Source organism: Roseovarius litoreus, assembly GCF_900142765.1.
GTDB lineage: Bacteria > Pseudomonadota > Alphaproteobacteria > Rhodobacterales > Rhodobacteraceae > Roseovarius > Roseovarius litoreus.
The window spans coordinates 1-25,258 of record NZ_FRCB01000009.1 but is presented as its reverse complement, the minus strand read 5'-3'; the positions used below and the strand labels follow the sequence as shown (position 1 = coordinate 25,258).

Here is a 25,258-nt window from a genome sequence, read left to right as displayed (position 1 = left end):
TCCGGGCCTTACGGCCCGGTCTGACGCAGTTCGGCGCCGATTTGGCGCATGCCCCTGTTTTCAGGCGCTCCCGGATCCCTATACTTCGCGGCATGGCTGTTGATCGTGGACAAACGACGACATGACACGAGGACAAGGGAATATCGCGGGATGCTTCTGCCAGCGACGATGAAAGCCATGGTCCTTACAGGACATGGCGGACCGGACAGATACGAGTGGCACGAGGACTGGCCCACACCCTTGCCCGGTCCACGCGAGGTGGTTGTCAAGATCGGTGCCTGTGGCCTCAATGCGACCGATGTGAATACCCGCAGCGGGTGGTATGGAAAGACCGGCTGGTCGGGCCGCCCGATCCGGTTCCCTTTGATCCAAGGGGCTGATGCCGTCGGCACAATCGCGGCGGTTGGCGACAGGACGGACCCCAGCCTCATCGGCAAAAGGGTCATGATCGACGGCTGGCAGCGCGATTGGAAAGCGCCCGAGGACATGAACCGCACGGTGTATTTCGGCAGCGAGTGTGACGGCGGGTTCGCCGAGTATGCACGGGTCGATCCCCGCAACATGATGATCGTGGACAGCCCGCTGAGTGACGCGGAACTGGCCACGTTCCAGTGCAGCTATACCACCGCCGAGGCCATGTTGGCGCGGGCCGATGTGAGTGCTGCGGATACGGTTCTGGTGCCGGGGGCCTCGGGCGGGGTTGGCAGCGCTTTGGTGCAGTTGAGCAAGAGACGCGGAGCGCGAGTGATCGCGCTTGCATCCGAAGAAAAACACGCGGAGCTCGGCGTTCTGGAGCCCGACCTGATCCTGCCCCGCGCGCCCGACGACCTGCGCTTGGCGCTTGGGAACGAAGCCGTAACGGTAATCGCCGATGTGGTCGCCGGTTCCTTGTGGCCCCAGTTGATCGGCGTGCTGGAACGCGGCGGGCGCTATGTCTGCTCGGGGGCGATCGCCGGGCCGGACGTGACTTTGGACTTGCGCCAGGTCTATCTACGGGATCTGACGCTTCTTGGATCGACTGTCATACCCGCCAATATTTTTGCAGATGTGGTCACATACATCGAACGCGGTGAGATCAAACCGCTTCTGGCCGAAACCTATGCTCTACGCGATCTGGTCAAGGCCCAGGTCGCGTTCGAGGAAAAGCGACATGTCGGCAATATCGTGGTGATCCCCTGACGCGCATCAGCGCCCGATCAGGTCTTTCACCACCGGGTTGGGAAAGCTGCGATTGACCGTCACGGCATAGAAACTTTCGACGATATCCAGATCGAACGGGGCGGCTTGCAGCAGACCGTTGGCGATCTCATCGGCCAAGACCACCGCAGGCGTGATGGCAAGTCCCGCATCCTCTCGGGCCAGAAGGCGGACCATAGCCATATCATCCACCTCGGCGGCGATTTGCGCGGTCACACCCAAACGCGCGGTGAGGCTGTCAAATCCGGTCCTGATCGAACTTTCCGTGGGAAGGATCACCGGCTCGGAGGCCAAGAGGGATCCCAGAGACGTATGGTGCATCCGTCGGGCCGTTCCGTAGACCCCCACGCGCTGTTCTGAAATGCGGTGCGAGGTGAATCCGGAAAAAGCGTCGCGTCCCGGCGGTTCGGTGGTCAACACCACATCCAAAGTCAGCGATTGCAGCGCTTCGAGAAGGACCGTCGCGCCACCGGATCGCAGAATGATATCAAGATCATCCCGCCCTATGATGGGGCGCAGAAATTCCAGCTGGAAGTTTCTCGAAAGTGTCGAAAGGGCGCCGATCCGGATAGGCTGGCGCGCAGCGCCGGTTCGGTTCAGGGTGGCCATAAGCTCGTCACCCGCCGTGAAAATCCTGTCGGCATGATCCAGCGCGATCCGCCCCGCTTCGGTCAGGGCGAGCCCCCGCCCTTGCCGCTCGAACAGCTTGTGCCCCATGCGCGCTTCGAGCTGCTTGATCTGGGTCGACAGCGCGGATTGCGACAGGTTCAGACGTTCGGCGGTACGGGTCAGGTTGCCGTCATGCGCCACGGCCCGGAAATACCTCAGGTGATGATAATTCAAATCCGCCATAGTTCCATTTTATAGAACGATATTAGCTTTACAATGTATTTTTACTTATGCCGCAACGCAGCTAAACCGGCTGAAATCATTTCGGAGGTTTTCATGTCGCTGCTTCCCTTTCTTGCCCCGCTCGCCCTTTTGATGGCCGCACTCGCGCTGTATCTCAGGCCCGCTCCGCGTGCGCATTGGTCCCTTCGCCTGCCCGAATGGGCGGCGCTGGTCGCTGTTGGTGTTGGTGTGGCGACAGGCTTCATGCTTTGGGCAAATGGCCCGGGCACAAGCCCTGTCATAGGGGTCGGCGGCGCCGGGCTTTCGGTACGCACGGATATCGTGAGCGTCAGTATGGCGCTGACGGTTGCGTTTGTCGGCTGGGTGGTGCTTCGGTTCTCGCGCACGGCCCTTGACGGCGAGGCGCGGCACGGGCGCTTCATGATCGGCATGTCCGTCACCCTGGCCTGCGTTCTGCTGCTGGTGACTTCGGGCAACCTTGTCCAACTGGTCGTTGCATGGGTGGCCGTGGGCGTGGGCCTGCACCGGTTGCTGCTGTTCTATCCTGACCGCAAACAGGCGCAGCGCGCCGCAAGGAAGAAAACCGTTTGCGGCCTCATCGGAAGCGGCGCTTTGCTGGCTGCTGCAGGCATATTGATCCAGGGGTTTGGTACCGCCGATATCGCCACGATCACCGAAGCCGCCCGGTCTGGCAGCGTGCCCGGTACCGTCTGGCTGGCGGCGGTGCTGTTGTCGGTTGCGGCTGTGTTCAAATCGGCGCTTATCCCGACACATGGTTGGCTGACCGAGGTCATGGAAGCCCCCACGCCGGTATCAGCCCTGCTTCATGCCGGTGTCGTCAATGCCGGCGGCTTCCTCTTGATCCGATTTGCCGATGTCCTTCTGACGGCTCCGGGTGTTCTTGCGCTTCTGGCCCTGATTGGCGGCTTCAGCGCCCTGGTCGGTGCTGCGGTTGCGCTGACGCAACCCTCGGTCAAGACGGCGCTGGCATGGTCCACCTGTGCGCAGATGGGGTTTATGGTGTTGCAGATCGGCCTCGCCCTGTTTCCGCTGGCGCTGCTGCATATCGTGGCGCATTCGCTTTACAAGGCCCATGCCTTCCTGGCGTCAGGAGGTGCTGTCGAGCAGGTCGCGTCGATCCGCAGGCCCGGACCGGTCGCTGTTCCCGGGCTCAAGGCCGTGACCAAGGCTTTCGCGATCTCGCTGGCGATCTTCCTGTGTATCGGTGCAGGATTCGTGATGTGGGAAAAACCGCCACAGGCCATCGCGCTTGGTGCGATCCTCATCTTCGGCGTGGCGTATCTGATTGCGCAGGGGCTTGCGGATGCAGCACCTCGGGCGCTGACCTGGCGCACAGCCGTGATGTCGGGCTTTGCGACACTGGCCTATTTCGGCTTTCAGGCTGGCTCGACGGCCCTGTCTGCAGGAACGCTTCCACCGCCGCCAGTGCCGGACGGGCTGATCTGGGCAGTGATCGTTCTGGCAGTTGCAAGCTTTGGCCTTGCCGCCATCGCACAGGCCACCTTCCCGCTTTGGGCAGGACATCCCGCCGCAACGGGTATGCGGGTTCACCTGATGAACGGTCTTTATCTCAATGCACTCAGCGACCGGATGACCGGACGTTGGGCTCCGAAGAAAGGATAAACCATGACGTTTCAGTATCTCAACTTTCCGGGTGCCACGCTTGAGTTGTTCAACGCTGCAAAAGGCGCAATCGCTCAGATTCCCCCGGCCTTTCCTCTGGATGCCACGGTCGCTGTGAACCCATTCCTCGGACAGCTGCACGAGTCGCGGGCGCTGACGGCCGCGCGGTTATCGAAAACGGCCGGGATTCGCATTTTCCCCGAGCGCAGCGACTATGCCGCGCGGATCGCGGACGACCGGATCAAGGAGGGTCATCTTGCGGCTGCGGCATCGAGCGCAGGCGTGACGGTGGCCGATCTGCGGGACGCCGCCAAGCGGGCCACGCCGATCGAAACCGCGCTTCCTACGGTTGCGGATCTTGTCGCGCAAGAGACAGGCATTGAATGGCCCGGTTTCGTTGCGGACAGGATCAGCCTTTGGGCGGCGGTGCATTTCGATGAAGGTCAGGCGCTTTGGCCTGCACCCAAGGGCGGGGTGTTCGCATCATGGCGCGCCTTTGCCAGCCGTGATCTCAGCACGGGTATCGCCGGGCTGCCTGGGTTTGCGGCGCATGTGGCTTCCATGCCCGATGATCCGCGGATGGCGCTTGCCATGGCCTGCGAGAAACTGGACCTCGCGCCGCAATCCGCACCGCTCTATTTCCATCGGCTGCTGATGACCCTGGGTGGCTGGGCACAGCTTGCCCGCAGCAAAGGCTGGCTTGCGGAGCGGGACGGCACACGCAATGACAGTTGCTTTGATCTGCTGGCGGTGCGGCTGGTCTGGGACGCGGCCTTGCTTGAGGTCCATGGCGACAAGGTCAAGGCCGAGTGGCACAAGGCCCTTTCGGCTTATGCCGAAGACTTGGCGCCGAGCAAGGATCACATCCTTGACGCAGCCCTTCAAGATGCTGCCGACAGAGCCTCGGAAGAGGCGCTGGCCGCGACACTCAGTGCAACCCCAAGCCCGGACGCTACCGAAGAACGGCCCGCAATTCAGGCGGCCTTCTGCATCGATGTCCGCTCCGAGGTGTTCCGGCGCGCGTTGGAACAATCCGATCCAGAGGTCGAAACCATCGGTTTTGCAGGGTTCTTTGGGCTGCCGGTCGCGCATCGGGCAAAGGCCTCTGACATCGTCGAAATGCGGGCGCCTGTTCTTCTGAATCCCGGTTTGGCATCTGTATCTTCCGGTGATCCTGATGCGGACTGGGCCGAAAGGCTTCATCGGCGGGCCGTTCGCGCCTGGGGCCGCTTCAAGATGGCGGCAGTGTCGGCTTTCGCCTTCGTCGAAGCGGCCGGCCCGCTTTATGTGGCAAAGCTCGTCAAGGATTCCCGCTCTCATGTGAAGGCGGTCAGCTATGGCGATGCGCCGAGTGTGGATCTGCCTGACGAGGCGCGGATCGCCGCCGGAGAACAGGTGCTAAGGGCGATGTCGTTGACCGAAGGCTTTGCACGGGTGGTTTTGATTGCCGGACACGGCTCGTCGGTCACGAACGCACCACATGCCAGCGCCTTGCAATGCGGCGCTTGCGGAGGACATGCAGGCGATGTGAACGCAAGGCTTTTGGCGGCGCTTTTGAATGATCCGGTCGTGCGCGATGGTCTGGTCAGCAAGGGGATCGAGATCCCCGAGGATACCGTCTTTGTGGCCGGCCTGCATGATACGGTGTCCGATCATGTCACCTTGTTTCATGATCAGGCCATGCCCGAGCACGGCAAGGATATCGAGCGCCTCGAAGCGGTGCTGGCCAAGGCCGGCGCGATTGCGCGGCTGGAACGCTCCGTGGTTCTGCCCCGGGCGAATGATGCCGAGCAACTGGCGCTGCGGGGCGGCGACTGGTCGGATCTGCGTCCCGAATGGGGGCTTGCCGGATGTAGCGCGTTCATCGCGGCACCGCGGCATCGCAGTGTCGGGCGGGACCTTGGGGGGCGCAGCTTCCTGCACAGTTACGATTGGCATGCGGACAAGGGGTTCGGCACGCTGGAACTGATCCTGACCGCGCCTGTGGTCGTGGCCAGCTGGATCTCGCTTCAGTATTACGGCTCATCGGTCGCACCCGAGGCCTTTGGGGCGGGCAACAAGCTGATCCACAATGTCACCGGCGGTATCGGTGTGGTCGAGGGTAATGGCGGCCTGCTGCGTGCCGGTCTGCCGTGGCAGTCCGTGCATGATGGGGACAGCTTGCGGCACGAACCCTTGCGGCTTCACGTGGTGCTGGAAGCCCCGACCGAGGCAATTTCCGCAGTACTGGACCGTAACCCCGATGTCAGGGCGCTGTTCGACAATGGCTGGCTGGCGCTGAGTGCAATGAACGATCAGGGCCAGATCGCGTGGCGTTATGACAGCGGGTCCTGGATACCGCTGATCAAAGAGGTCGAACGGCTTTCGGTTGCTTGACCCCTGGCGCCGAAATCAACCGGGCCGGGCCTGCATCTTGCAAGGCCCGGCCCGGTTACATCCGTTTGCATCGGTGCCGCTATGTCAGGACGAGGTGTCAGAAATCTAGGTTTTCGACATTCAGCGCGTTTTGCTGAATGAACTCGCGTCTCGGCTCCACCACGTCGCCCATCAGCTTGGTGAACAGATCATCCGCCTCTGCGACATCGTCGATCTTCACCTGCAGCAGCGTGCGGGCGTCCGGGTCCAGCGTGGTTTCCCACAGCTGACCAGGGTTCATTTCGCCCAAACCCTTGTACCGTTGCAAGGTCAGGCCTTTTTCACCTTCTTTCAGGATCGCATCCAGCAGGTCCAGAGGCCCGTAAATCGCCTGTTCGCGATCCTTGCGAACCAGCTTGGCCGGAAACTCATAGATTTCGCGCAGTGATGCGGTCAACTGGCCCAGTCTGCGCGCCTCGCCGCCCCTGAGGATGGGGCCATCGAGCGTGCGAATTTCCTCGACACCGCGCAGGCTGCGGGTCAGGCGGATGCCATTATCCTGCGTCACGCGGCCTTGCCAGCCGCGTTCATATTCCAGCGCGATCAAATCCAGCCGTTTCGCAATCGCATCGGCCACCCCTTGCAAATCGGCATCGGCACGTCCGGGCATGAAGGCCTCGGCGATGGAGGCCTGCTCAAGGATGTGGCGAGGGTAATGGGTTGGAAACGCTTCAAGAATACGCTTGGTCTGACGGGCTTCCTCAACGATCCGAACCAGATCCTGCCCGACGATTTCCTCACCCGAGCCAAGGCGCAGCATCGCATCATCCGTGCCCTGCTGAATCAGGTAATCCTCAAGCGCGGGTTCATCCTTGAGATACACTTCGGACTTGCCGCGCATCACCTTGTAGAGGGGTGGTTGCGCGATATAGAGATACCCGTTTTCAATAAGTTCCGGCATCTGGCGATAGAAAAACGTCAGCAAGAGCGTTCGGATATGCGCACCATCCACGTCAGCATCGGTCATGATGACGATCTTGTGGTAGCGCAGTTTGGAAATATCGAACTCGTCCCGGCCAATGCCGGTTCCCAGAGCCACGACAAGATTGCCAATCTCCTGACTGCCCAGCATCCGGTCAAATCGCGCGCGTTCCACGTTCAGGATCTTGCCGCGCAGGGGAAGAACAGCCTGTGTCGAGCGATCCCGGCCAGTCTGGGCCGAGCCGCCGGCGCTGTCGCCCTCGACAAGGAACAATTCGGTTTTCGAAGGGTCTTTTTCGGAACAATCCTTGAGTTTCCCGGCAAGGTAATTCACGTCCATCGCCGTCTTGCGACGGGTCAGGTCGCGGGCCTTGCGGGCCGCTTCGCGGGCCATCGCAGCCTCGATGATCTTGCCGACGATCTGCTTGGCTTCGTTGGGGTTTTCTTCAAACCACTCGGTCAGCTTTTCGTAAACCAGTCCTTCGACCGCCGGTCGCACTTCGGAACTGACCAGCTTGTCTTTTGTCTGGCTTGAAAATTTCGGATCGGGCACCTTGACCGACAGCACACAGGTCAGCCCTTCGCGGGCATCATCCCCGGTGAAGGTGACTTTTTCGCGCTTCGCGATGCCACTTTCCTGCGCGTATTTCTGGATCGTCCGGGTCAATGCCCCGCGAAATCCGGCCATATGGGTGCCGCCATCACGCTGCGGAATGTTGTTGGTAAAGGGCAGAACCGTTTCGTGATAGCTGTCGTTCCACCACATCGCCACCTCGACACCGACACCGTCCTTTTCCCCGTTGATCGAGATCGGTTCTGCGATCATCGAGGTTTTGTGCCGGTCGAGATATTTGACGAATTCCTGAACGCCGCCGTCATAGTGCAGCTCAGTCACCAGAGGTTCGGCGGGGCGGTCATCACGCAGGATGATGCGCACACCGGAGTTCAGGAAGGCCAATTCCCGCAGGCGCTTTTCCAGCGTATCAAAGCTGTATTCGAGGTTCGAGAATGTCTCGGTCGACGCAAGGAACCGAACCTCGGTCCCTTTGCGGCCATTGGCGTCACCAACAACCCGCAGATGTTCGACCGTATCGCCGCGTTCGAAGCGGGCGTAATGTTCCTTGCCATTGCGCCAAACGCGCAATTCCAGCCATTCGGACAGGGCGTTGACGACCGAGACACCGACGCCATGCAGACCGCCAGACACCTTGTAGGAATTCTGGTCGAATTTGCCCCCGGCGTGAAGCTGGGTCATGATGACCTCGGCTGCGGAAACGCCTTCTTCTTCGTGGATTTCGACAGGGATTCCGCGGCCGTTGTCGCTGACGGAAATGCTGGAATCCGCGTGGATCGTGACATTGACCGCATCGGCGTGGCCGGCGAGGGCTTCGTCGATGCCGTTGTCGACGACTTCGTAGACCATGTGGTGGAGGCCGGAGCCGTCGTCGGTGTCGCCGATATACATGCCGGGGCGTTTGCGGACGGCCTCCAACCCCTTGAGAACCTTGATGGAATCGGCGCCATATTCGTCAGGCGACGGTACTGCTTCGGCCATCCGTGTCATCCTTCGTACTTTTATGATTTTATACGATTTTATAGGGGGGATGTCACGCGTTTACCCCAATATTTTGTGGTTATGGGCGACAATTCGGGTCCTTGGAAGAGGGGCGAAAAACCGCATCGGTATCACGTCGGTATGACGTCGGTATCGTGTCGGTGCCGCGCGTGCGAAAAGCGGGTCAGGTGAAGACGATGAGGACGCCGACGCCGATCAGAAGCCAGCCGGAAATGACGTTCGTGCGACGGATCGCGGCGGGGGAGCTCATCACCCGGCGGATGCGGTCCACGAACAGTGCCAGCGACAGGTTGCCCACGAGCGGCACGGCGAAGGACAAGAACACGATCGCGGCGATGTCGGGGGGCGTGATGCTCTGAAGATCGAAGAAGCCCGGCAAGACACCCATGTAGAACAGGATCGCCTTGGGATTGCCGAGGATCGCCGCCAGACCGGCCATGAACCCCGCCCATTTGCCGGGGCGGGTCAGGCGGCTGTCGGCGGCGATGGAGCGGTCGGCATTGCGGATCAAAAGCGCCCCCATGCCAACGAACATAAGGACCGCAAGAACCTGCAGCGCGATCATGAAGCCGGAAAACACCGACACGATCCATGTCACGCCGAGAATGGCCAGAAACGGCCAGAGCATATCGCCCACCACGACGCCAAGCGCCAAGGGCCACGCAGCATGAAAGCCCCCCGACATCGACCGCGCCAGCATCGCCAGCCACACCGGACCCGGCGTCAGGAAGAGGATCAGCAGCGCACCGGCATAGAGTGCCAGATCGGACAGGGTCAGGGTCATGCAGGGGCCGTCCAGCCAAGCGCCGAGTGATACCAGCGCGCCGGCTCAAGGTCATCGACACCAAGGGCGATGAGCGTCACGCGCTGAGGGGGCAGGACAGGTGATGTCACGGGGTGGGCCTTTCGTCGATCCGGCTGATGCCATCGGTTTCGGTCACTTCGATATATTGCGCGCGGTCGCCCAGGTCCGAGAACAGCTCTGGCCCGGTGCCCGTCATCCATGCCTGAGCGCCAAGCGCGCAGATTTCGTCATAGAGCGCCGCGCGGCGTCCGGCGTCAAGATGGGCTGCCACCTCATCGAGCAGCAAGAGCGGCGGTGCTCCGAAATCTCGGGCGAGCGCCCGGGCATTGGCGAGGATCAGCGAGACCAGAAGGGCCTTTTGCTCGCCGGTGGAACAATCGCGGGCGGGCACGCCCTTGGCGGCATAGACCCCGTAAAGATCGGCGCGATGCGGCCCGATCAGGGTGCGGCCTGCGGCCAGATCGCGAAACCGGCTTTCGGCGAGCGCCTCGGCCAGATCGGCGGGGGTGTCCGGCATGTCGGCCTCGGTCGAGATCAGATCGAGGTCGGCGGCGGGAAAAGCTGTTTCAGCCTCCGCCTGAGCCTCGCGCAACTGATCGAGGGCATACAGGCGATTGGCGTGGATCGCAGCGCCGGTTTCGGCCAATTGCCGTTCCAGAGCCACATACCAATGCGCATCGCGCACCTGATCCTTGAGCAGGCGGTTGCGTTCGCGCATGGCTTTTTCATAGGTCAGCGAGATATCGGCGTGATCGGGCCGGAAACTGAGCGTCATGCGGTCGAGAAAGCGGCGGCGGCCTTCGGTGCCTTCGATCCAGAGCCGGTCCATGCTGGGCACCAGCCACAGCACGCGCGCGATCCGGCCAAGGGCGGTTTGCGCAGCGGGCTTGCCATCGATCCGGGTCTGACGGGCGGCACCTTCCTCGGACCACAGCTCGACCTCGTGCAGCTGATGCAGAGAGTGCAGGATACCGGTCACCTTCCAGCCAAGCGCCTCGGGGCGGCGGGCCATATCCTGCGCGGCCGCCCGACGAAGGCCGCGACCCGGAGAAAACAGCGACACCGCTTCGATAATGTTGGTCTTGCCCGCGCCGTTGGGGCCGTAAATCGCCACGGGGCGCGCATCGACATCCAGCCTTGCGCCCTTGTGCGAGCGGAAATGCGAGAGCGTCAGTGTGGAGATGTGGAGAGATCCCATCGGCCCGATTACGTCCAGAGAACAAGAAAAAGGGACGGCAAAGCATGGCTTGCCGTCCCGTTATTCTGAAGCATGACAGCCAGTGTTAAACCCGCATCGGCATGACGACATAGACCGCGCTGGTATCGTTGCCTTCGCGCATCAGGGTGGGGTCGCCCGACGAGTTGAACATGAACACGGCGTTTTCGCGATCCACCTGGCTTGCGATTTCCAGCAGGTATTTGGCGTTGAAGCCGATTTCCAGCCGTTCGTCGCCGTATGCCACGGCAAGCTCTTCCTCGGCGGCGCCGCTGTCGGGGGCGTTGACCGACAGGATGAGGCGGTCTTCGTCCAGGGTCAGTTTCACGGCACGGGAGCGTTCGGAGCTGACGGTGGCCACACGGTCGACGGCCTTGGCGAATTCGGCGGCGTCCACTTCCATCTTGCGGGTGTTGCCCTGGGGAATGACGCGGGTGTAGTCGGGGAACGTGCCGTCGATCACCTTGGAGGTCAGGGTGATGTCGGGGGTCGCGAAGCGCACCTTGGTTTCCGAGACCGAGACGGCGATCTTCATGTCGTCATCTTCCAGAAGCTTGCGCAGCTCGCCCACGGTTTTGCGGGGCACGATCACGCCGGGCATATCCTCGGCGCCCATGGGCAGATCGGCGTCGATGCGCGCAAGACGGTGACCATCGGTGGCCACGCAGCGCAGCACCTTGCCGCCATCGGCATCGGCGACATGCATGTAGACACCGTTGAGGTAATAGCGGGTCTCTTCGGTGGAAATGGCGAATTTCGACTTGTCGAAAAGCCGACGCAGCACAGGCGCGGGGGCACTGAAATTGCTGGCATATTCCGACGACGCCATCACCGGGAAATCCTCTTTCGGGAGAGTGGCGAGGTTGAAGTTCGAGCGCCCCGCCTCGACGGTCAGGCGGCCCGTGGCGCTGTCATCGGTCAGGGTGACCAGCGCGCCATCGGGCAGCTTGCGAACGATCTCGTGGAGCATGACGGCGTTGACGGTGGTGGCGCCGGCGCGTTCGACCTTGGCGGGGGCCTTGTCGACCACCTCGATATCGAGATCGGTGGCGCGGAACTGCACGGTGTCGCCCTCGGCTTCGATGAGGACGTTGGCAAGGATCGGAATGGTGTTGCGCCGCTCGACGACGGATTGCGCCTGCGCTACGGCCTTGAGCAGCGTGCCGCGTTCAATGCTGAATTTCATCCACTCGCTCCCTGCATAGGATACCGGCGTCGCACCGGGAGGGGCACGTTAGCAAAATCCCCTTACGGCTCAAGCCTTTTGTTGACGTTTTCGGTGTTAATGGGGCACGGGTCAAGTACGGCCCCGCGCAGGGGCGGGGCCGGTGTTGCCAAAGGGGCGCGGATGCCTAGCCTTCGAGCGTGCGGCGCAGAATTTCGAGGTCTTCGGCGATCTGCGCGTCCTGCATCTGCAACTCTTCGATGCGCTTGACGCCATGCATGACGGTGGTGTGGTCGCGGCCGCCGAAGCGCCGGCCGATTTCCGGCAGCGACCGGCTGGTCATCTGCTTGCACAGGTACATCGCCACCTGACGGGGCCGGGCGAAGGCGCGCAGGCGTTTGGGGCCGATCATCTCGCTGAGGCGGATGTTGTAGTGGTCGGCCACCTGACGCTGGATTTCCTCGACGCTGACCTTGCGTTCGGAGGCGCGCAGGATGTCGGCAAGGCAATCCTGCGTCAGTTCGAGGGTGATCTCGTGACCGACAAGCGAGGCGAAGGCGAACAGCCGGGTCAGGGCCCCTTCGAGAACGCGGACATTGGTGCTGATCCGGTGAGCGAGGAATTCAAGCACGCCGTTGGACAGCTTGAGATCGGGATATTGGCGGGCGTAATGCTCGGATTTGGACTGCAGGATGCCGAGGCGCAATTCGTAATCGGTGGGGTGAAGATCGACCACCAGACCGCATTGCAGGCGCGACTTGATGCGATCCTCGAGATTGGCGATCTCGCCGGGGGCGCGGTCACCGGAAATCACGATCTGCTTGTTCTGGTCCACGAGCGCATTGAAGGTGTGAAAAAACTCTTCCTGCGTGCTTTCCTTGCCGGCGATGAACTGCACGTCATCGACCATGAGCACATCGACCGAGCGGAACAATTCCTTGAAATCCATCATCTTGCGGTCGCGAAGCGCCTGCACGAAGCGGTACATGAACTGCTCGGCCGAGAGGTAAAGCACCGTCAGCTCGGGGCTGCGCTGTTTCAACTCCCAGGCAATGGCATGCATCAGGTGCGTCTTGCCGAGGCCGACGCCACCATAAAGAAAGAGCGGGTTGAAGGTGACCGGGCCACCTTCGGCGACACGGCGCGCGGCGGCATGGGCCAGCTCGTTGGGTTTGCCGACCACGAAACTGTCGAAAGTGAATCTTTCGTCGAGTGGTGCTGTGTTGAGGCGGATATCCGAGGCGGATTGCGGCTGACCGGCATCGGTCGTCACGCCGGACCGGGCGACAGAGGCGGAACCATCTGCAGCGCCGTCAGGGTCCGGGCGCGCGCCTGCAGGGGACGCCATCACGGGACGCGCCGCGGAATTGGCGGCGACACGGAACTGCACCCGGCGGATTTCGGGCGCGAACGTGTTCATCTTGTAGAGAATGAGATCTCCGAAATTCTGGGACACGTAATTGCCCAGAAAGCTGGTCGGGACGCTGAAGGTGGCGACGCCTTCGTTGACATCCGCAAGCTCAAGAGGCTCGATCCAGTTGGTATAGTTGTTTTTACCAATCGATTTCAGAAGGTCCTGCTTTAATTGGCCCCATTGTTCCTGCGTCATTTTTCCCCCGTCTCAAAATCGCGACATTTCTTATACGCCATAATGGCTCGCGACCCGAGAGGGGGATCAGGCAAAACACCACCCTGCCCGCTGCAACAACTGCAGCAGAAGAGCGGCCCTGACCGGACCCGTATATTCCAATGGACGCAACCAGCCGAATTTCGCGGGACAGTCCCATACCGCGTTTTCAGCATGTGTTGCGCATAGACTTGCCGGACATGACGCAGGCTTACACCTAACACTCGGAGGACATACCCCATGTGTCCCCGAACCGCTGCGCCGCTTGTCCCCCCAAGCTTGAATCGCTCAGGGAAACTACCAAGCCCGAAGGCGCGCGGGCAACTGAACTTCGCGCTTGACAGAAGGTTTGGGCGAAAAGAATCTCCGGGCTGTTCACGAAAGCCACAAACGCAAAAAAGCGCCGGATTGACCGGCGCCTTTTGTATCAATGATTTAGCGATGTGGCGCGCTGCGCCTTAGCCGAGCGACTTCACGCGGGCAGAAAGACGCGACATTTTACGCGACGCGGTGTTCTTGTGGAACACACCCTTGGTCACACCACGCATCAGTTCGGGCTGAGCAGCGCGCAGGGCGGCCTGGGCGGCTTCCTTGTCGCCCGAAGCGATCGCTTCTTCGACCTTGCGGAGGAAAGTGCGGATGCGCGAACGGCGTGCTTTGTTAACGGTCAGGCGGGTTTCGCTCTGACGGGCGCGTTTTTTGGACTGGGGCGTATTTGCCATTTTGAATCGGACCTCTGTCAGGTTTTCATTGTCTCTATAGCGCGGAGGCAACCCGAACGGGCGACATATCGACCGGAGGTGATTCTGGCCAGAGCGGGCCGCACGCGCATGTATGACGCAGGCCTATAGCCAAGTTCGACAAGATTGCAAAGTCGAAACTGAGCGGAGCCAGTTTGAAACCGGCGGGCGGCGTCGCGGCATTGGGCCAGGATCGGGCGCCCGGGCAAGGCCGCGCGAACGGCCCTGCCCGGTTGGTGTCATTTATCGCGGAATTGCGGCTCGCGCTTTTCGATGAAAGCGGCCATGCCTTCGGCCTGATCCTCGGTTGCGAAGAGCGAGTGAAAGACGCGACGCTCGAACAGGAGACCCTCGCGCAGGGTCGTCTCGTAGGAGCGGTTCACCGATTCCTTGACCGCCATCACGGTGACCATGGATTTCTCGGCGATCTTGTCGGCGGCGCTGCGCGCCTCTTCCATCAGCTTCTTGACCGGCACGACGCGGCTGACCAGCCCGGAACGCTCGGCCTCTTCGGCATCCATGAAACGGCCCGTCAGGTTCATGTCCATCGCCTTGGACTTGCCGATGAAGCGGGTCAGGCGCTGGCTTCCGCCAAGGCCCGCCATGACGCCGAGATTGATCTCGGGCTGGCCGAATTTCGCGGTGTCGGACGCGATGATGAAATCGCACATCATCGCCAGCTCGCAGCCGCCGCCGAGCGCATAGCCCGAAACCGCCGCAATGATGGGTTTGCGCACGCGCATGATCGCATCGCTTTCCGGACCGAACAGGTCTTCGGAAAACACATCGACGAAGGTCTTCTCGCTCATCATCTTGATATCGGCGCCGGCGGCAAAGGCCTTGTCCGACCCGGTCAGGATGATGCAGCGCACCTTGTCATTCGCCTGCGCGTCCTTCAGGGCCGTGCACAGCTCGGTCATCAGCTGGGCATTGAGCGCGTTCAGGGCGTCGGGGCGGTTGAGTTTGATGAGGGCGACGTGGTCTTCTATTTCGACGATGATCGTCTCATAGGCCATGAAATCTGCTTTCGCTTGTTTCTGTCAGGACGGATTCCTTACCACCGTTCGCGCGCGGATCAACCTCATCTTTGGCATAAAGTGCAATAGAAGCTGGATCGGCCGGATTGCACGATGCGGGTGATGGTGCCGGTGCAGCCGGGGGTGCGGCAGGGGTCGCCCTCACGGTCGTAGACGTCGAAACTGTGTTGAAAATAACCGAGTTCGCCGTCGGCCTGACGGAAATCACGCAGCGAGGAACCACCTGCTTCGATCGCGTCGCGCAGCACGTCGCGGATGATCGGAACCAGTGCGGCGGCGCGCGCCCGAGACAGGTTGCGCGCGCGGCGTTTTGGGGAAATCCGCGCCCGATAGAGCGCCTCGCAGACATAGATATTGCCGAGGCCCGCAACGATTCGCTGATCGAGAAGGGCGGATTTGATCGGCGTGTTGCGGCCAGAGAGGGCATCGGCCAGATAGCTTTCATCGAACTGGTTGCCCAAGGGTTCCGGCCCCAGCTTGGCCAGCAGCGGATGGGTGTCGGCCTTGGGCGTGGAGATCAGGTCCATCGCCCCGAAGCGCCGGGGATCGTTGAAGGTGATGCGCGCGCCATTGGCCATGTGGAAGACGACGTGATCGTGTTTGGCGGGGGCGGGGTGATCGTGGTGGAACGCACCCAGAGGATCGCCCGAAACGGTCATCCGGCCCGACATGCCCAGATGAATGAGCAGCGTTTCGCCCGAGGACAGGTCGGCGAGGATGTATTTCGACCGCCTGCGCAGCGACAGAACGGTCTTTCCGCTCAGGCGCGTGGCCATGTCCACGGGCAGCGGCCAGCGCAGATCGGGGCGGTTCACATCGGCGCGGGCGATGACCGCGCCTTCCATCGCGGGGGTAAGCCCGCGGCGGACTGTCTCGACCTCTGGCAATTCGGGCATGCTGCGGACCTTCTGCGAAAGGGGCGCATTGTATCCACCCCCGGGCGCCCTATAAGAAGGTCGTGACGAATGAACGGCAAGGCCCGGACGCGACAATGAGCGAGAAAACCACCCATTTCGGATTCCAGGATGTGCCCGAAAGCGAGAAGGCGGGCCGCGTGCGGGGCGTTTTCGGCTCGGTTGCGTCGAAATACGATGTGATGAACGATGCGATGTCCTTTGGCATCCACCGCCTTTGGAAGGATGCAATGATGGACTGGCTGGCCCCGAGGGCCGGTCAGCGACTGCTGGATGTGGCGGGCGGCACCGGCGATATCAGCTTTCGGTTTCTCAAGCGGGCCGGGTCGGGCCATGCGACGGTGCTCGATCTGACGGAGCCGATGCTGGTGGAGGGCCGCAAACGGGCCGAGGCCGCGCAGATGCAGGACCAGCTTGACTGGATGGTGGGCGACGCGATGGCCCTGCCCTTCGCGGACAACAGCTTCGACGTCTACACGATCAGCTTCGGCATAAGGAACGTGACCCGCCCGCAAGAGGCACTGAACGAGGCATTTCGCGTGCTCAGACCCGGCGGGCGGCTGATGGTGCTGGAGTTCAGCCAGATTCCCAATGACCTGATGCAATGGGCCTATGACCTGTATTCCTTCAACATCATCCCGCGCATGGGGCAGATGATCGCCGGGGACAAGGACAGCTATCAGTATCTGGTCGAATCGATCCGCAAGTTTCCGGATCAGGAGACATTTCTGGAGATGGTCCGGGCGGCGGGGTTCGAAAACGCGAAATACCGCAATCTGAGCCTTGGCATCGCCTGTCTGCATTCCGGCTGGAAGATCTGAATGAGGGGTCCGCACAATATCCTGCGGCTGATCGTGACCGGCGCCACGCTGGAGCGCACGGGCGCCATGGCCCAGGTGATGGCCGCATTCGACGCCCCGCCTTTGGTGCGCGTGACGATGCGGGTGCTGGCCTGGCCGTTTCAGTGGCTGGGGTATCGCGGTGATTCGTCGGTGCCGCCCGCGACACGGGCGCTCACGGCCCTGGGGCCGGCCTATATCAAGTTCGGGCAGATCCTGTCGACGCGACCCGATCTGGTGGGTGAGGAGCTGGCGACGCAGTTGCGCGTCTTGCAGGACAAGCTGCCACCCTTCTCGGTGGCGGAAGCGAAACGGCAGGTGGCCGAGCAGCTGGGTCAGCCTGTGGAGACGGTGTTCGCCGATTTCAGCGAGCCGGTGGCTGCGGCCTCGATCGCGCAGGTGCATCGCGCCACGTTGCGCGCAACGGACGAGGTCGTCGCGGTCAAGGTGCTGCGGCCGGGGATCGAACGGGCGTTTCGCCGGGATATCGACGCCTTTTATTTCGCCGCGCGCACGATCGAGTTCCTGTCGCCGGGATCACGGCGGCTGCGTCCGACCGATGTGATCGCCCATTTCGAAGGCGTGGTGATGGGTGAGCTGGATTTGCGGCTTGAAGCCGCATCAGCGGGGGAATTCGCGGCCAATACGGCCAATGATGCGGGCTTTGATCTACCGGCGATCAAATGGCCTCTGTCAGGCCGCCGCGTGATGACGATGACCTGGGCCGACGGCCTGCCCCTGGGCGACAATGCGGCGCTGGATGCGGCAGGACATGACCGCGCGGAGCTTGGGGAGCGGGTGCTGCAACTGTTCCTCAGCCATGCGCTGCGCGACGGGTATTTCCACGCGGATATGCATCAGGGCAACCTGAAGGTGGCGGCCTCGGGAGATATCATCGCCTATGATTTCGGTATCATGGGCCATATCGACGAATATACCCGCAAGGTCTATGCCGAGATCCTCTATGGCTTCATCAAGCGCGATTATCGACGCGTGGCGGAAGTGCATTTCGAAGCCGGTTATGTGCCCGCGGACCGGGATGTGGATGCTTTTGCACGGGCGCTGCGCGCGGTGGGCGAGCCGATCTTCGGCATGGATGCCAGCAAGATTTCGATGGGCAAGCTGCTGAGTTACCTGTTCGAAGTGACCGAGCGGTTCGGGATGGAAACCCGCACCGAGCTGATTTTGCTGCAACGCACGATGGTGGTGGTCGAGGGCGTCGCCCGGTCGCTGAGCCCGCAGATCAACATCTGGCAGGTCGCCCGCCCGGTTGTCGAGGATTACATCCGCAAGAATATCGGACCGCGCGCGGCGGCACGGGATCTGCAAAAGACGCTCGAGGTTCTGGTGCGCTATGGCCCACGCCTTCCGGGAATCGTGGAAAACGCGCTGATCCGAAGCTCGGCGCCGAACACGTCACCGCCGGCGCCCAGCCGTCTTGTGCCGGCCTTGTGGGCGGCAGGCGGTGCTGTGGCGGGAATAGCGGCAAGCTTTGCCGCGTTCTGGCTGATCTGACGATCGGCGTTTCGCTTTTTCGTGTCGAGCAGAGGGGACCGCGCCGATGGCGCGGTGATGCGAGTCACGCGATTTGAGACTGTTTCAGACCGGTTTCTTCGGCGCGAACGGCATGGCGCGCCAAGGCATCGCCGCGTTCATGCCGCCACAGGCAATAGGCCAGCATGCGCCAGTGATACCAAGGCGCCAAGGCCCTGTAGCGCGCAACGGTCTGCTGGCAGGGATAGCTCGCCAGAAAGGCGGCACGTTCGGCCCGGCCAAGCGGTGCGGCACCGCGCAACACCTGCATGGCAGGGGACAGGAACAGGGCGAGGTCCGTGCATGGATCGCCCGACGCGGCACACCCAAGGCCGGCCCAACGAAAGCCGGTTTCGGTAACGATCATGGCGTCGGGCACCGGATCGCCATGCAGAAGAACCGGGCGCTGCAAGGGCGGCACATTGCCTTGAGGCGCCAGATTGCGGGCAGCCGTTGCTGCGGGCGACGCGCAATCCGACAGGATAGCAGCAGTCTGTTCGGCCAGTTCGACGCTGCCATCCGGGGCCTGGCGCAGACCGGGGGGCTGTAAGTTGCCGTGCAATTTGTGCAGCGCGCGAGCCACGAGGAATGTACCGCGCCGCTGAGGTGCGCCGGGCACATCCTCGTGCACGAGGCAGATGCCCAAAGGTGTGGAGCACTGGAACACAAGGCGCGGCGCCAATTGGCGCGCGGCCAGATACCCAAGGATCTCGGCGTCGCGTGCCGGATCGTCGGCAAAGAGCGGGTCAGGTTCCGAGACGGCGTAGAGCTTGACCGTCAGGGGAGGCGCGCTGTCGCGATCCACCCGCCACAGGCGTATCCCACGGCGGTCAGACAGTGGTGTCCAGTCATCCTCGGGCGTCAGGACGCCGTGATGCGCCAGTTCCGTGGCGAGCGTTTCCGGTGGAAATATCCCGGTTCGTGTCATTTTCAAAGCGGCATCCGCAATCGAGCATCGGAGCACCGGACGCTAGAGCAGCAGGCCGCCGGGGGCAAGGGAGGGTCAGGGATCGGGATGGCGCAGGCCAAGAATGCTTTCGGCGGCAACCTCCTGTCCACCGGCGAGCACAAGGGTGATTGCGCCTGCGTCATTGCGGGCCTCGACGATACGGCCATGCACCTGCACCGGGGTTTCCCCAAGGCTTTCGCCATTGGAAAAGGATTCGACCGCAAGATCATAGCGCCCTGAGGGCAGCGGCGCGCCATTCGGTCCGACACCTGCCCATTGCAGGGTTCCACCCTCGATTGACACGTCGCTGCGCTGAACGATGGTGCCGGTGCCGTCTCGGGCGACGATCTGCGCAGCATCCGCGAGCGGCACAGGCGGCACTGTCAGCGCAACGGGAGCGCCATCGAGCTGGACAGGGGCGATGGCGCGCGCCTCCATCCCGACCCAGCCGGACAGTTGCGACATGCCCATGGCCCCCATCCGGTCACCGAGTGTTTCCAGCAGATCATTGGTGCGAACCTGCTGTTCCACGGTGGAAAAGGTGGCGAGCTGCACCGCAAAATCAGCGGATTCGACCGGATTGAGAGGGTCCTGATTGCGCATCTGAGCGGTCAGCATTTTCAAGAATGTCTCGAAATCCGAGCTGAGCGCGGGTTTGGGAGGTGCCTCGGTGGCGGTATTCGCGCCGGCAGAGGGTATCGAAGAGCCCGGCCCCTGAGATGCAGGTCGGGTGATGGGTGCTGTGATCGGTTCCATGTCTGGCCTTTCTAAAGCGTTTCGCGAAAAACCTGACTCACGGATTTTCGCGAAATGCAGGGCTTCATTCAGTCGTTGCACGCGTTCCGCCTTTGGCTGCTGTCGCAGGTTAAAGGCGGAACGCTTTAGAGTCTGATATCGACGCGGTCGTTCGAGATGCGGGCAGATGCGACGCTGTGAGCCAGAGGCTCGGGCGCGGTGGCTTCGCGGTCGACCGTGTCGGTCCCGGGGTCACCCCGCTGTCCGGAGCGCTGCGGCGTCTGACCAAAGTTGAATTCGGCCCGTCCATACCCCATTCCGAGGAAATCCTGAGCCAGCGTGTCGGCATGGCGGCGCATGAGATCGAGGGTTTCCGGCCTTTCCGCGATGATGGTCACGATGATCCCGGCATCCCCGGGCGCCAGGCTGATACGCACGCGGCCGAGTTCGACGGGGTTCAGCGTGAGGTCCAGATTTTTCTCGCCCGGCGCGCGCTGAATGGCGGCAACGAGTTGCGTGAGAACCTGACGGGGCAGTTCGGGGCGATGGAGGATGTCATGGAAGCTGCGGGCCGCGTTGGGCAGGTCGGATAAGGTACGAATTTCGGCATTTTGGGCCGGATCAGAGACAAATGTCTGAGGATCGCTCCAACCGTCAACGAGTGGCTGCGGCAGCGATTGAACGTGCTGTGCGACGAACGGTTGCACGGCTTGGTTGGCAAGCGGCTGAGGTGTCGGCAAGGCGATCTGAGGGGTGACAGGCGCCTGAGCGGTTTGGACCAGGTCGTTGGGCGCGAGACGTTCCCTTGGCGCGATTGCGCCCGGATCGGGCTTCGGCGCCAGAATTGGCGAGAAGGGCTGTAAGGGTTGCGCAAGGGTCGCGGTTGGCACCCCTGAAGCCAGGTGTTGCTCTGAAGGTCGGCGCGCGACGGAAGGGCCGATGATCGCCCCGAGCGGCAGCGATGTAGCGGGCGGTTCAGGCAGGGGAGCGTGCGGAGCCGGAGGCATGGCAAACCGGGCCTCGGTCGTGTTGAGCGCTGGAGGAGGCGTCAAGGTCGGCGAGGTCAGGGAGACGGCGGCGGCATCAGGGCCGGGTCCCTGAGCGGGTGGCGCAATCACACGAGCCGGTTCCGCCGTGAAGGGCGCGGGCTGCTCGGGTCGAAGCGGTCTGGCAGGTGGCGAGAGGGTGGCTTGGGTCGATGCCCGATCCGGAACGCGAGGATCGCCACCGTCATCCGTGTCGGGCGCAGGATCGGAGGCTGGTGGGCCTGTCGGATCAGGGACAAACGAGGCCACTGGATCGGGCGCCACGGGACCAGCCGTATTTGGCGCCAACGGGGCAGCCGGCGTGGGAACCAACGGAGCAGGTGAATTGGAGACTGATCCGTCAGCCGGATCTGAGACCGACACCGCAGATTGGCCGGACCTATCTGCCATGGTCGGGAGCGTTGGGGCGGGTTGATTGGAGCCGATCGGCCAGATCTGTGGATCAGCCGCGAGCACAGGCCTTTGCGCGTCACGAGACCAGACCTTCGCTGGCGGGTCATTCGGGACTGTTCCGGGATCACGTGGCGGGACGGGATCCCCGAGCAAAGGCGCGTCATCCGCTGGATCGACAGCCAAGGACACTTCGGTATCCGGCTCTATCAGGGTTTCGGGGATGTCCGGTTCGGGCGGCGTGGACGCATCCGCGACCGGCGGGGCGATGTCGTCAGCTGGTGCTGCATCAACCAAAACATCCTCGGTCATGGCGCCGGACAATTCCGAGAAAACGACCTGAAAACTGGCATGTGCCGCGGCGTCGGACGAAAGCGCGATCTTCGCGGGATCTTGGGGCGGTCGTGGCGCAGCAGCCGGTATGGACACGGTATCAGGCAGAATCATCATGATCTCCGGGATTTCTTCCACAGTGTGTCCGGAGCATGACAGCTGCTGGTTACCGGATCTTTACCAGATTGAGGTGAAATGATCATCAATATCGTCAATTTGAGGTGAAACAGTGACTGATCTTTTATCGATTCCCCCGTCAATGGCCCGACCTTCCGGCGCGGAAAAAAAGGCCAGGGCGCTGGACGCCGCCCAGAAACTGGAAGCGACATTTCTGGCGGAAATGCTCAAATCGACCGGATTGGGCGCACAGAAAAACAGCCTGTCGGGCGAACAGACGGAGGATCATTTCGCCTCTTTCCACAGACAGGCCATCGCGGACCAAATGGTGAAAAGCGGGGGAATCGGTCTGACTGAGGCGTTCTATCGCGCAATGATGGAGGCCCAGAATGACGGCGAATGACATGCAGGGGCTGATCGATCGGCTGGACGATCTTCTGGAGAGTGAACGGAGCAGTCTTCTTTCCGGCAATCTGGAAACGATCGGTTCGCTTCTCGAGGACAAGCAAAAGCTGATCGACAGGTTCAATGCGCTCGATCTGGAACGCAGACCCGAGCTTGAGTCAGTTCACAGAAAGCTGATGCGTAATCAGGAGCTTCTGGACGGAGCGCTGGAAGGGATCAGAAAGGTCGCCGCACGGATGGCCGCGATGCGGCAAGTGCGACAGTCACTGGAGACCTATGACCAACGCGGGAAAAGACAGACGATCGATGGCGCGGTGGTGCGCAAGATCGAAAAACGAGCCTGAGCAAGTTGTCTCAAATGCAGGCCATATGGACAGGCGGATTTAGCACTCCCTTAGCAATTGGCGGCGATGGTGATCGTGCAGCCGGAAGCGGTTGGCGCGGCCTCGGGGGGTGACCCGGCAGCCGCATACGTCAGAAAGACGCCATAGCCGTCTCCCACGGGGGCGGGACGCAAACTGGTGCAAAGCACCACAGGCTAAAGGAACAAGCTATGTCCAGTATTTTGACCAACAACAGCGCCATGGTCGCGCTGCAAACGCTGCAATCCGTCAACAAGAACCTGGCGAAGACCCAGAACATGATCTCGACCGGCAAGGAAATTGGCCAGGCCAAGGACAATTCGACGGTCTGAATGACCTTGGCGTTCGACGAATAGGCGCGCTGGGTTTGAATCATGTCGGTCAACTCGCCCGCGACATCGGTGGCGGATTCCTCACGGGCGAAGGCCACCACGTCCCCGGTCGGGCCGTCACCGGCGTTCCACAGGAAAAACGAGCCGCTATTTGGCGAAGGCATGAAGGTCTGCTTGTCGAGTGAGACCATGCCATTGGGATTCGGCAAATCGACCAGCGGCACCTGATAGATGATCTTCGTAATTCCGGTATCGAAGGAGGCATGAACAAAGCCGTTCGGATCCACGTTGACCGAGACCATGTTGCCAACCGGCGAGCCATCCTTGGAGATCGAGAGGGGCGCAAAACTGTTGGATAGTTGCGTGATTCCCGTAGAGGTGCCGAGCTGGCCAATGCGGATTTCCATCGGACCGCCCGCGACGTTGACGATCACGCTGCCTGTCGTGTTGTTGTAGGTGCCGCCCGAAACGGTCGTCACCGATTGAAGGGTGCCACCCGAGGCGCGGGCATCATCGAATTGCAGTGTGTATTCGCCGATCACGGTGCCCGCCTGAGCGGAATCACGCATCGTCACGGTCCAGGTGTTGGACGATCCGGTGGCCGGTACAGAGGGGCTGAATTCAACGAGGATATTCTCGGATTTGCCGAGATTGTCGAAATATTCGACCGAGAGCTGGCGACTGTCGCCAGTCGATCCCGCCTCGGTCTCGGTGGCGGGGAGGTTGACGCCCAGATTGATTTCGGTGGTCGGTTCACCCGTCAGCTGATTGACGTTGATGCGGACGGGTTCCAGCCCATCGCTGGTGTCACGGGGGAATTCCGGCACGGTCCCGTCAGGGCCCGCAGGCCATCCTAACAGCACAAGGCCTGTCCCGGTCATCAGACGCCCCTGAGCGTCGGTGCGGAACGAGCCGGTTGTGGTCAGCAACATTTGCGGTTCACCGTTGCCTGCATCGATCTGACTGATCGACGCCACCGGCAACATGCCGCGCCCACGCACGGCAAGATCGGTTGGATTCGAGGTCGAGACCAAGGATCCGCTTTCATCGATCAGTCGCTGCGTGATGGAGCGGACGCCGCCAGCGGAATAGCTGCCACCGTTCGAAGAGATCACGAGCGACTGGAAATCGGTTTCCACACGTTTGTAACCATAGGTGGCCGAGTTCGAGATGTTGTCGGAGATGGCGGCCAGTCGCGTTGCATTGGAGGCCAGCCCCGCAACACCGGCATTGAGGGAAGAGGAAATCGTCATGGATACGCCTTTCTGCTGCATCTAGAGGTTTCGCGATGCAGCATGGCGCAGATCCATTTAATGGCAGGTGAACAGATAAAATCCGCTCGAAAACCTTTCGAGCCTCCCGTGAGGGTCGACAGGAAGCGAAGCGATTTACGAGCGTCAGTCGTCGGATCGCAGCAGGATCACCTCCAACCTGTTGTTGCGAAGAGCCATTTTGTCGGACAGAACCGGCTCGCGGTCGGCATGGCCGGTGACGCGGCTCATGCGGTCGGAACGTATTCCGGCGTCCTGCATGAGGTTGCGCATCGCGTCGGCGCGGGCCATGGACAATGTCCAGACCGGATTCACCTGCACCACCACTGGCCTTGCGCGGGTATGACCCTCGATTGCGATCTCGTTTTCGACAAGTTGCGCGGCCGTCACCACCAGCTGCGCCAATTGGCGCAAGAGAGGGGTGGGCGCCGGGCTTTCGGGCATGAACAGTCTCGCATCCTCGAGATCGAAAAGCTCGATCACGAGGCCTTCGTCGGTCACCCGGGTCAGCACGTGCCGCAGAATTTCAGGCGACACCGCACTTTCGCCGGAATGACCCTTGAGAAGATCCTGCACCTTGTCGAACTTGGCCTCATTGGCCATTTGCCGGGCGGTGTCAGAGCCTGATCCCGATGCGGCTGCCGTGTCTTGGGACACGCCGGTTTCGCCACGCGACTGCCGGGACTCTGCCGGGCGCTGATTGGTGGCGCCATTGCCGTTCTGAGGCAGGGTCATTTCCGAGTGAGCTGCCCCCAGTGAAGTGGTCCACCAACCGGGATAGGATTATCCTGCAATTTGGAGGACCAGAGAATGGCTGGGAAACGAGAGACGCCAGAA

General features: G+C 61.8%; 21 protein-coding genes. 7 read left to right on the top strand and 14 right to left on the bottom strand.

Features of this window, described 5'->3' with window-relative positions:
- Positions 1–168 precede the first annotated feature (168 nt).
- The gene (locus tag F3H35_RS15370; RefSeq protein ID WP_223228442.1) at positions 169–1,179 is read left to right on the top strand and encodes an alcohol dehydrogenase catalytic domain-containing protein; all 1,011 of its coding nucleotides are present in this window, start codon (positions 169–171) and stop codon (positions 1,177–1,179) included.
- 6 nt (positions 1,180–1,185) lie between these two features.
- Here the strand turns inward: F3H35_RS15370 and F3H35_RS15365 are convergent, their stop codons facing one another.
- A complete protein-coding gene (locus F3H35_RS15365) occupies positions 1,186–2,049 on the bottom strand; it encodes a LysR family transcriptional regulator (protein WP_149780431.1) in 864 nt (287 codons plus the stop codon).
- Between the two features lie 93 nt (positions 2,050–2,142).
- Between F3H35_RS15365 and F3H35_RS15360 the strand changes: the two genes are divergently transcribed.
- Both F3H35_RS15360 and F3H35_RS15355 read left to right on the top strand, forming a co-directional pair.
- Complete coding sequence (locus tag F3H35_RS15360; RefSeq protein ID WP_149780430.1) at positions 2,143–3,693, top strand: proton-conducting transporter transmembrane domain-containing protein; 1,551 nt, start codon at positions 2,143–2,145, stop codon at positions 3,691–3,693.
- A 3-nt stretch (positions 3,694–3,696) separates the two neighbouring features.
- The gene (locus F3H35_RS15355) at positions 3,697–6,069 is read left to right on the top strand and encodes a YbcC family protein (RefSeq protein WP_149780429.1); all 2,373 of its coding nucleotides are present in this window, start codon (positions 3,697–3,699) and stop codon (positions 6,067–6,069) included.
- Between the two features lie 97 nt (positions 6,070–6,166).
- Here the strand turns inward: F3H35_RS15355 and gyrB are convergent, their stop codons facing one another.
- The 8 genes from gyrB to mutM form a co-directional block, all read right to left on the bottom strand.
- The gene (gyrB, locus tag F3H35_RS15350; protein WP_149780428.1) at positions 6,167–8,584 is read right to left on the bottom strand and encodes a DNA topoisomerase (ATP-hydrolyzing) subunit B; all 2,418 of its coding nucleotides are present in this window, start codon (positions 8,582–8,584) and stop codon (positions 6,167–6,169) included.
- Positions 8,585–8,768: 184 nt separating this feature from the next.
- Entirely contained in the window at positions 8,769–9,389 is a 621-nt protein-coding gene (locus F3H35_RS15345; protein ID WP_149780427.1) for a LysE family translocator, read from the bottom strand.
- A gap of 106 nt (positions 9,390–9,495) precedes the next feature.
- Positions 9,496–10,608, bottom strand: a complete 1,113-nt coding sequence (recF, locus tag F3H35_RS15340; protein WP_149780426.1) for a DNA replication/repair protein RecF — start codon at positions 10,606–10,608, stop codon at positions 9,496–9,498.
- A gap of 85 nt (positions 10,609–10,693) precedes the next feature.
- Entirely contained in the window at positions 10,694–11,812 is a 1,119-nt protein-coding gene (dnaN, locus tag F3H35_RS15335; RefSeq protein ID WP_149780425.1) for a DNA polymerase III subunit beta, read from the bottom strand.
- 166 nt (positions 11,813–11,978) lie between these two features.
- The gene (gene dnaA / locus F3H35_RS15330; protein ID WP_149780424.1) at positions 11,979–13,400 is read right to left on the bottom strand and encodes a chromosomal replication initiator protein DnaA; all 1,422 of its coding nucleotides are present in this window, start codon (positions 13,398–13,400) and stop codon (positions 11,979–11,981) included.
- Positions 13,401–13,876: 476 nt separating this feature from the next.
- On the bottom strand, positions 13,877–14,140 hold the full coding sequence (rpsT, locus tag F3H35_RS15325) for a 30S ribosomal protein S20 (protein ID WP_149780423.1): 264 nt from the start codon (positions 14,138–14,140) through the stop codon (positions 13,877–13,879).
- Between the two features lie 257 nt (positions 14,141–14,397).
- On the bottom strand, positions 14,398–15,174 hold the full coding sequence (locus F3H35_RS15320) for an enoyl-CoA hydratase (protein WP_149780422.1): 777 nt from the start codon (positions 15,172–15,174) through the stop codon (positions 14,398–14,400).
- Positions 15,175–15,239: 65 nt separating this feature from the next.
- Complete coding sequence (mutM, locus tag F3H35_RS15315; protein WP_007811697.1) at positions 15,240–16,091, bottom strand: bifunctional DNA-formamidopyrimidine glycosylase/DNA-(apurinic or apyrimidinic site) lyase; 852 nt, start codon at positions 16,089–16,091, stop codon at positions 15,240–15,242.
- Positions 16,092–16,186: 95 nt separating this feature from the next.
- Between mutM and ubiE the strand changes: the two genes are divergently transcribed.
- Together ubiE and ubiB are read left to right on the top strand one after the other, a co-directional pair.
- A complete protein-coding gene (gene ubiE, locus F3H35_RS15310) occupies positions 16,187–16,930 on the top strand; it encodes a bifunctional demethylmenaquinone methyltransferase/2-methoxy-6-polyprenyl-1,4-benzoquinol methylase UbiE (protein ID WP_149780421.1) in 744 nt (247 codons plus the stop codon).
- Positions 16,931–18,463, top strand: a complete 1,533-nt coding sequence (ubiB, locus tag F3H35_RS15305) for a 2-polyprenylphenol 6-hydroxylase (RefSeq protein WP_149780420.1) — start codon at positions 16,931–16,933, stop codon at positions 18,461–18,463.
- Between the two features lie 64 nt (positions 18,464–18,527).
- Here ubiB and F3H35_RS15300 read toward each other — a convergent pair whose 3' ends face one another.
- The 3 genes from F3H35_RS15300 to fliK all read right to left on the bottom strand — a co-directional run bounded on the left by F3H35_RS15300 (position 18,528) and on the right by fliK (position 20,872).
- Positions 18,528–19,409 carry a phosphotransferase family protein gene (locus F3H35_RS15300; protein ID WP_149780419.1) on the bottom strand — a complete coding sequence of 294 codons (882 nt, stop codon included), beginning with the start codon at positions 19,407–19,409 and terminating at the stop codon, positions 18,528–18,530.
- Between the two features lie 75 nt (positions 19,410–19,484).
- Entirely contained in the window at positions 19,485–20,186 is a 702-nt protein-coding gene (locus tag F3H35_RS15295) for a flagellar hook capping FlgD N-terminal domain-containing protein (protein ID WP_149780418.1), read from the bottom strand.
- A 125-nt stretch (positions 20,187–20,311) separates the two neighbouring features.
- Entirely contained in the window at positions 20,312–20,872 is a 561-nt protein-coding gene (fliK, locus tag F3H35_RS18925) for a flagellar hook-length control protein FliK (protein WP_188129998.1), read from the bottom strand.
- 1,321 nt (positions 20,873–22,193) lie between these two features.
- Here fliK and F3H35_RS15285 point away from each other — a divergent pair.
- Both F3H35_RS15285 and flgN read left to right on the top strand, forming a co-directional pair.
- On the top strand, positions 22,194–22,454 hold the full coding sequence (locus F3H35_RS15285; RefSeq protein ID WP_149780416.1) for a rod-binding protein: 261 nt from the start codon (positions 22,194–22,196) through the stop codon (positions 22,452–22,454).
- A complete protein-coding gene (flgN, locus tag F3H35_RS15280; protein WP_149780415.1) occupies positions 22,441–22,800 on the top strand; it encodes a flagellar export chaperone FlgN in 360 nt (119 codons plus the stop codon). Before F3H35_RS15285 ends, flgN begins: the two co-directional genes overlap by 14 nt.
- Before the next feature lie 130 nt (positions 22,801–22,930).
- On the opposite strand, the gene F3H35_RS15275 is transcribed toward flgN, so the two are convergent.
- Positions 22,931–24,403: a flagellar hook protein FlgE gene (locus tag F3H35_RS15275; RefSeq protein WP_149780414.1), complete on the bottom strand. Its 1,473-nt coding sequence runs from the start codon at positions 24,401–24,403 to the stop codon at positions 22,931–22,933.
- Between the two features lie 144 nt (positions 24,404–24,547).
- Entirely contained in the window at positions 24,548–25,156 is a 609-nt protein-coding gene (locus F3H35_RS15270) for an OmpA/MotB family protein (RefSeq protein ID WP_149780413.1), read from the bottom strand.
- Positions 25,157–25,258: the final 102 nt, after the last annotated feature.

Excerpts from the sequence above, each read along its gene's own strand:
- F3H35_RS15370 (WP_223228442.1), top strand. The coding sequence starts at position 169 with ATGAAAGCCATGGTCCTTACAGGACATGGCGGACCGGACAGATACGAG.
- F3H35_RS15295 (WP_149780418.1), bottom strand. The coding sequence starts at position 20,186 with ATGGAACCGATCACAGCACCCATCACCCGACCTGCATCTCAGGGGCCG.
- F3H35_RS15360 (WP_149780430.1), top strand. The coding sequence starts at position 2,143 with ATGTCGCTGCTTCCCTTTCTTGCCCCGCTCGCCCTTTTGATGGCCGCA.
- flgN (WP_149780415.1), top strand. The coding sequence starts at position 22,441 with ATGACGGCGAATGACATGCAGGGGCTGATCGATCGGCTGGACGATCTT.
- ubiE (WP_149780421.1), top strand. The coding sequence starts at position 16,187 with ATGAGCGAGAAAACCACCCATTTCGGATTCCAGGATGTGCCCGAAAGC.
- F3H35_RS15285 (WP_149780416.1), top strand. The coding sequence starts at position 22,194 with ATGGCCCGACCTTCCGGCGCGGAAAAAAAGGCCAGGGCGCTGGACGCC.
- F3H35_RS15270 (WP_149780413.1), bottom strand. The coding sequence starts at position 25,156 with ATGACCCTGCCTCAGAACGGCAATGGCGCCACCAATCAGCGCCCGGCA.
- F3H35_RS15275 (WP_149780414.1), bottom strand. The coding sequence starts at position 24,403 with ATGACGATTTCCTCTTCCCTCAATGCCGGTGTTGCGGGGCTGGCCTCC.
- mutM (WP_007811697.1), bottom strand. The coding sequence starts at position 16,091 with ATGCCCGAATTGCCAGAGGTCGAGACAGTCCGCCGCGGGCTTACCCCC.
- F3H35_RS15345 (WP_149780427.1), bottom strand. The coding sequence starts at position 9,389 with ATGACCCTGACCCTGTCCGATCTGGCACTCTATGCCGGTGCGCTGCTG.
- gyrB (WP_149780428.1), bottom strand. The coding sequence starts at position 8,584 with ATGGCCGAAGCAGTACCGTCGCCTGACGAATATGGCGCCGATTCCATC.
- F3H35_RS15355 (WP_149780429.1), top strand. The coding sequence starts at position 3,697 with ATGACGTTTCAGTATCTCAACTTTCCGGGTGCCACGCTTGAGTTGTTC.
- rpsT (WP_149780423.1), bottom strand. The coding sequence starts at position 14,140 with ATGGCAAATACGCCCCAGTCCAAAAAACGCGCCCGTCAGAGCGAAACC.
- F3H35_RS15365 (WP_149780431.1), bottom strand. The coding sequence starts at position 2,049 with ATGGCGGATTTGAATTATCATCACCTGAGGTATTTCCGGGCCGTGGCG.
- F3H35_RS15300 (WP_149780419.1), bottom strand. The coding sequence starts at position 19,409 with ATGACACGAACCGGGATATTTCCACCGGAAACGCTCGCCACGGAACTG.
- F3H35_RS15320 (WP_149780422.1), bottom strand. The coding sequence starts at position 15,174 with ATGGCCTATGAGACGATCATCGTCGAAATAGAAGACCACGTCGCCCTC.
- dnaN (WP_149780425.1), bottom strand. The coding sequence starts at position 11,812 with ATGAAATTCAGCATTGAACGCGGCACGCTGCTCAAGGCCGTAGCGCAG.
- recF (WP_149780426.1), bottom strand. The coding sequence starts at position 10,608 with ATGGGATCTCTCCACATCTCCACACTGACGCTCTCGCATTTCCGCTCG.
- dnaA (WP_149780424.1), bottom strand. The coding sequence starts at position 13,400 with ATGACGCAGGAACAATGGGGCCAATTAAAGCAGGACCTTCTGAAATCG.
- ubiB (WP_149780420.1), top strand. The coding sequence starts at position 16,931 with ATGAGGGGTCCGCACAATATCCTGCGGCTGATCGTGACCGGCGCCACG.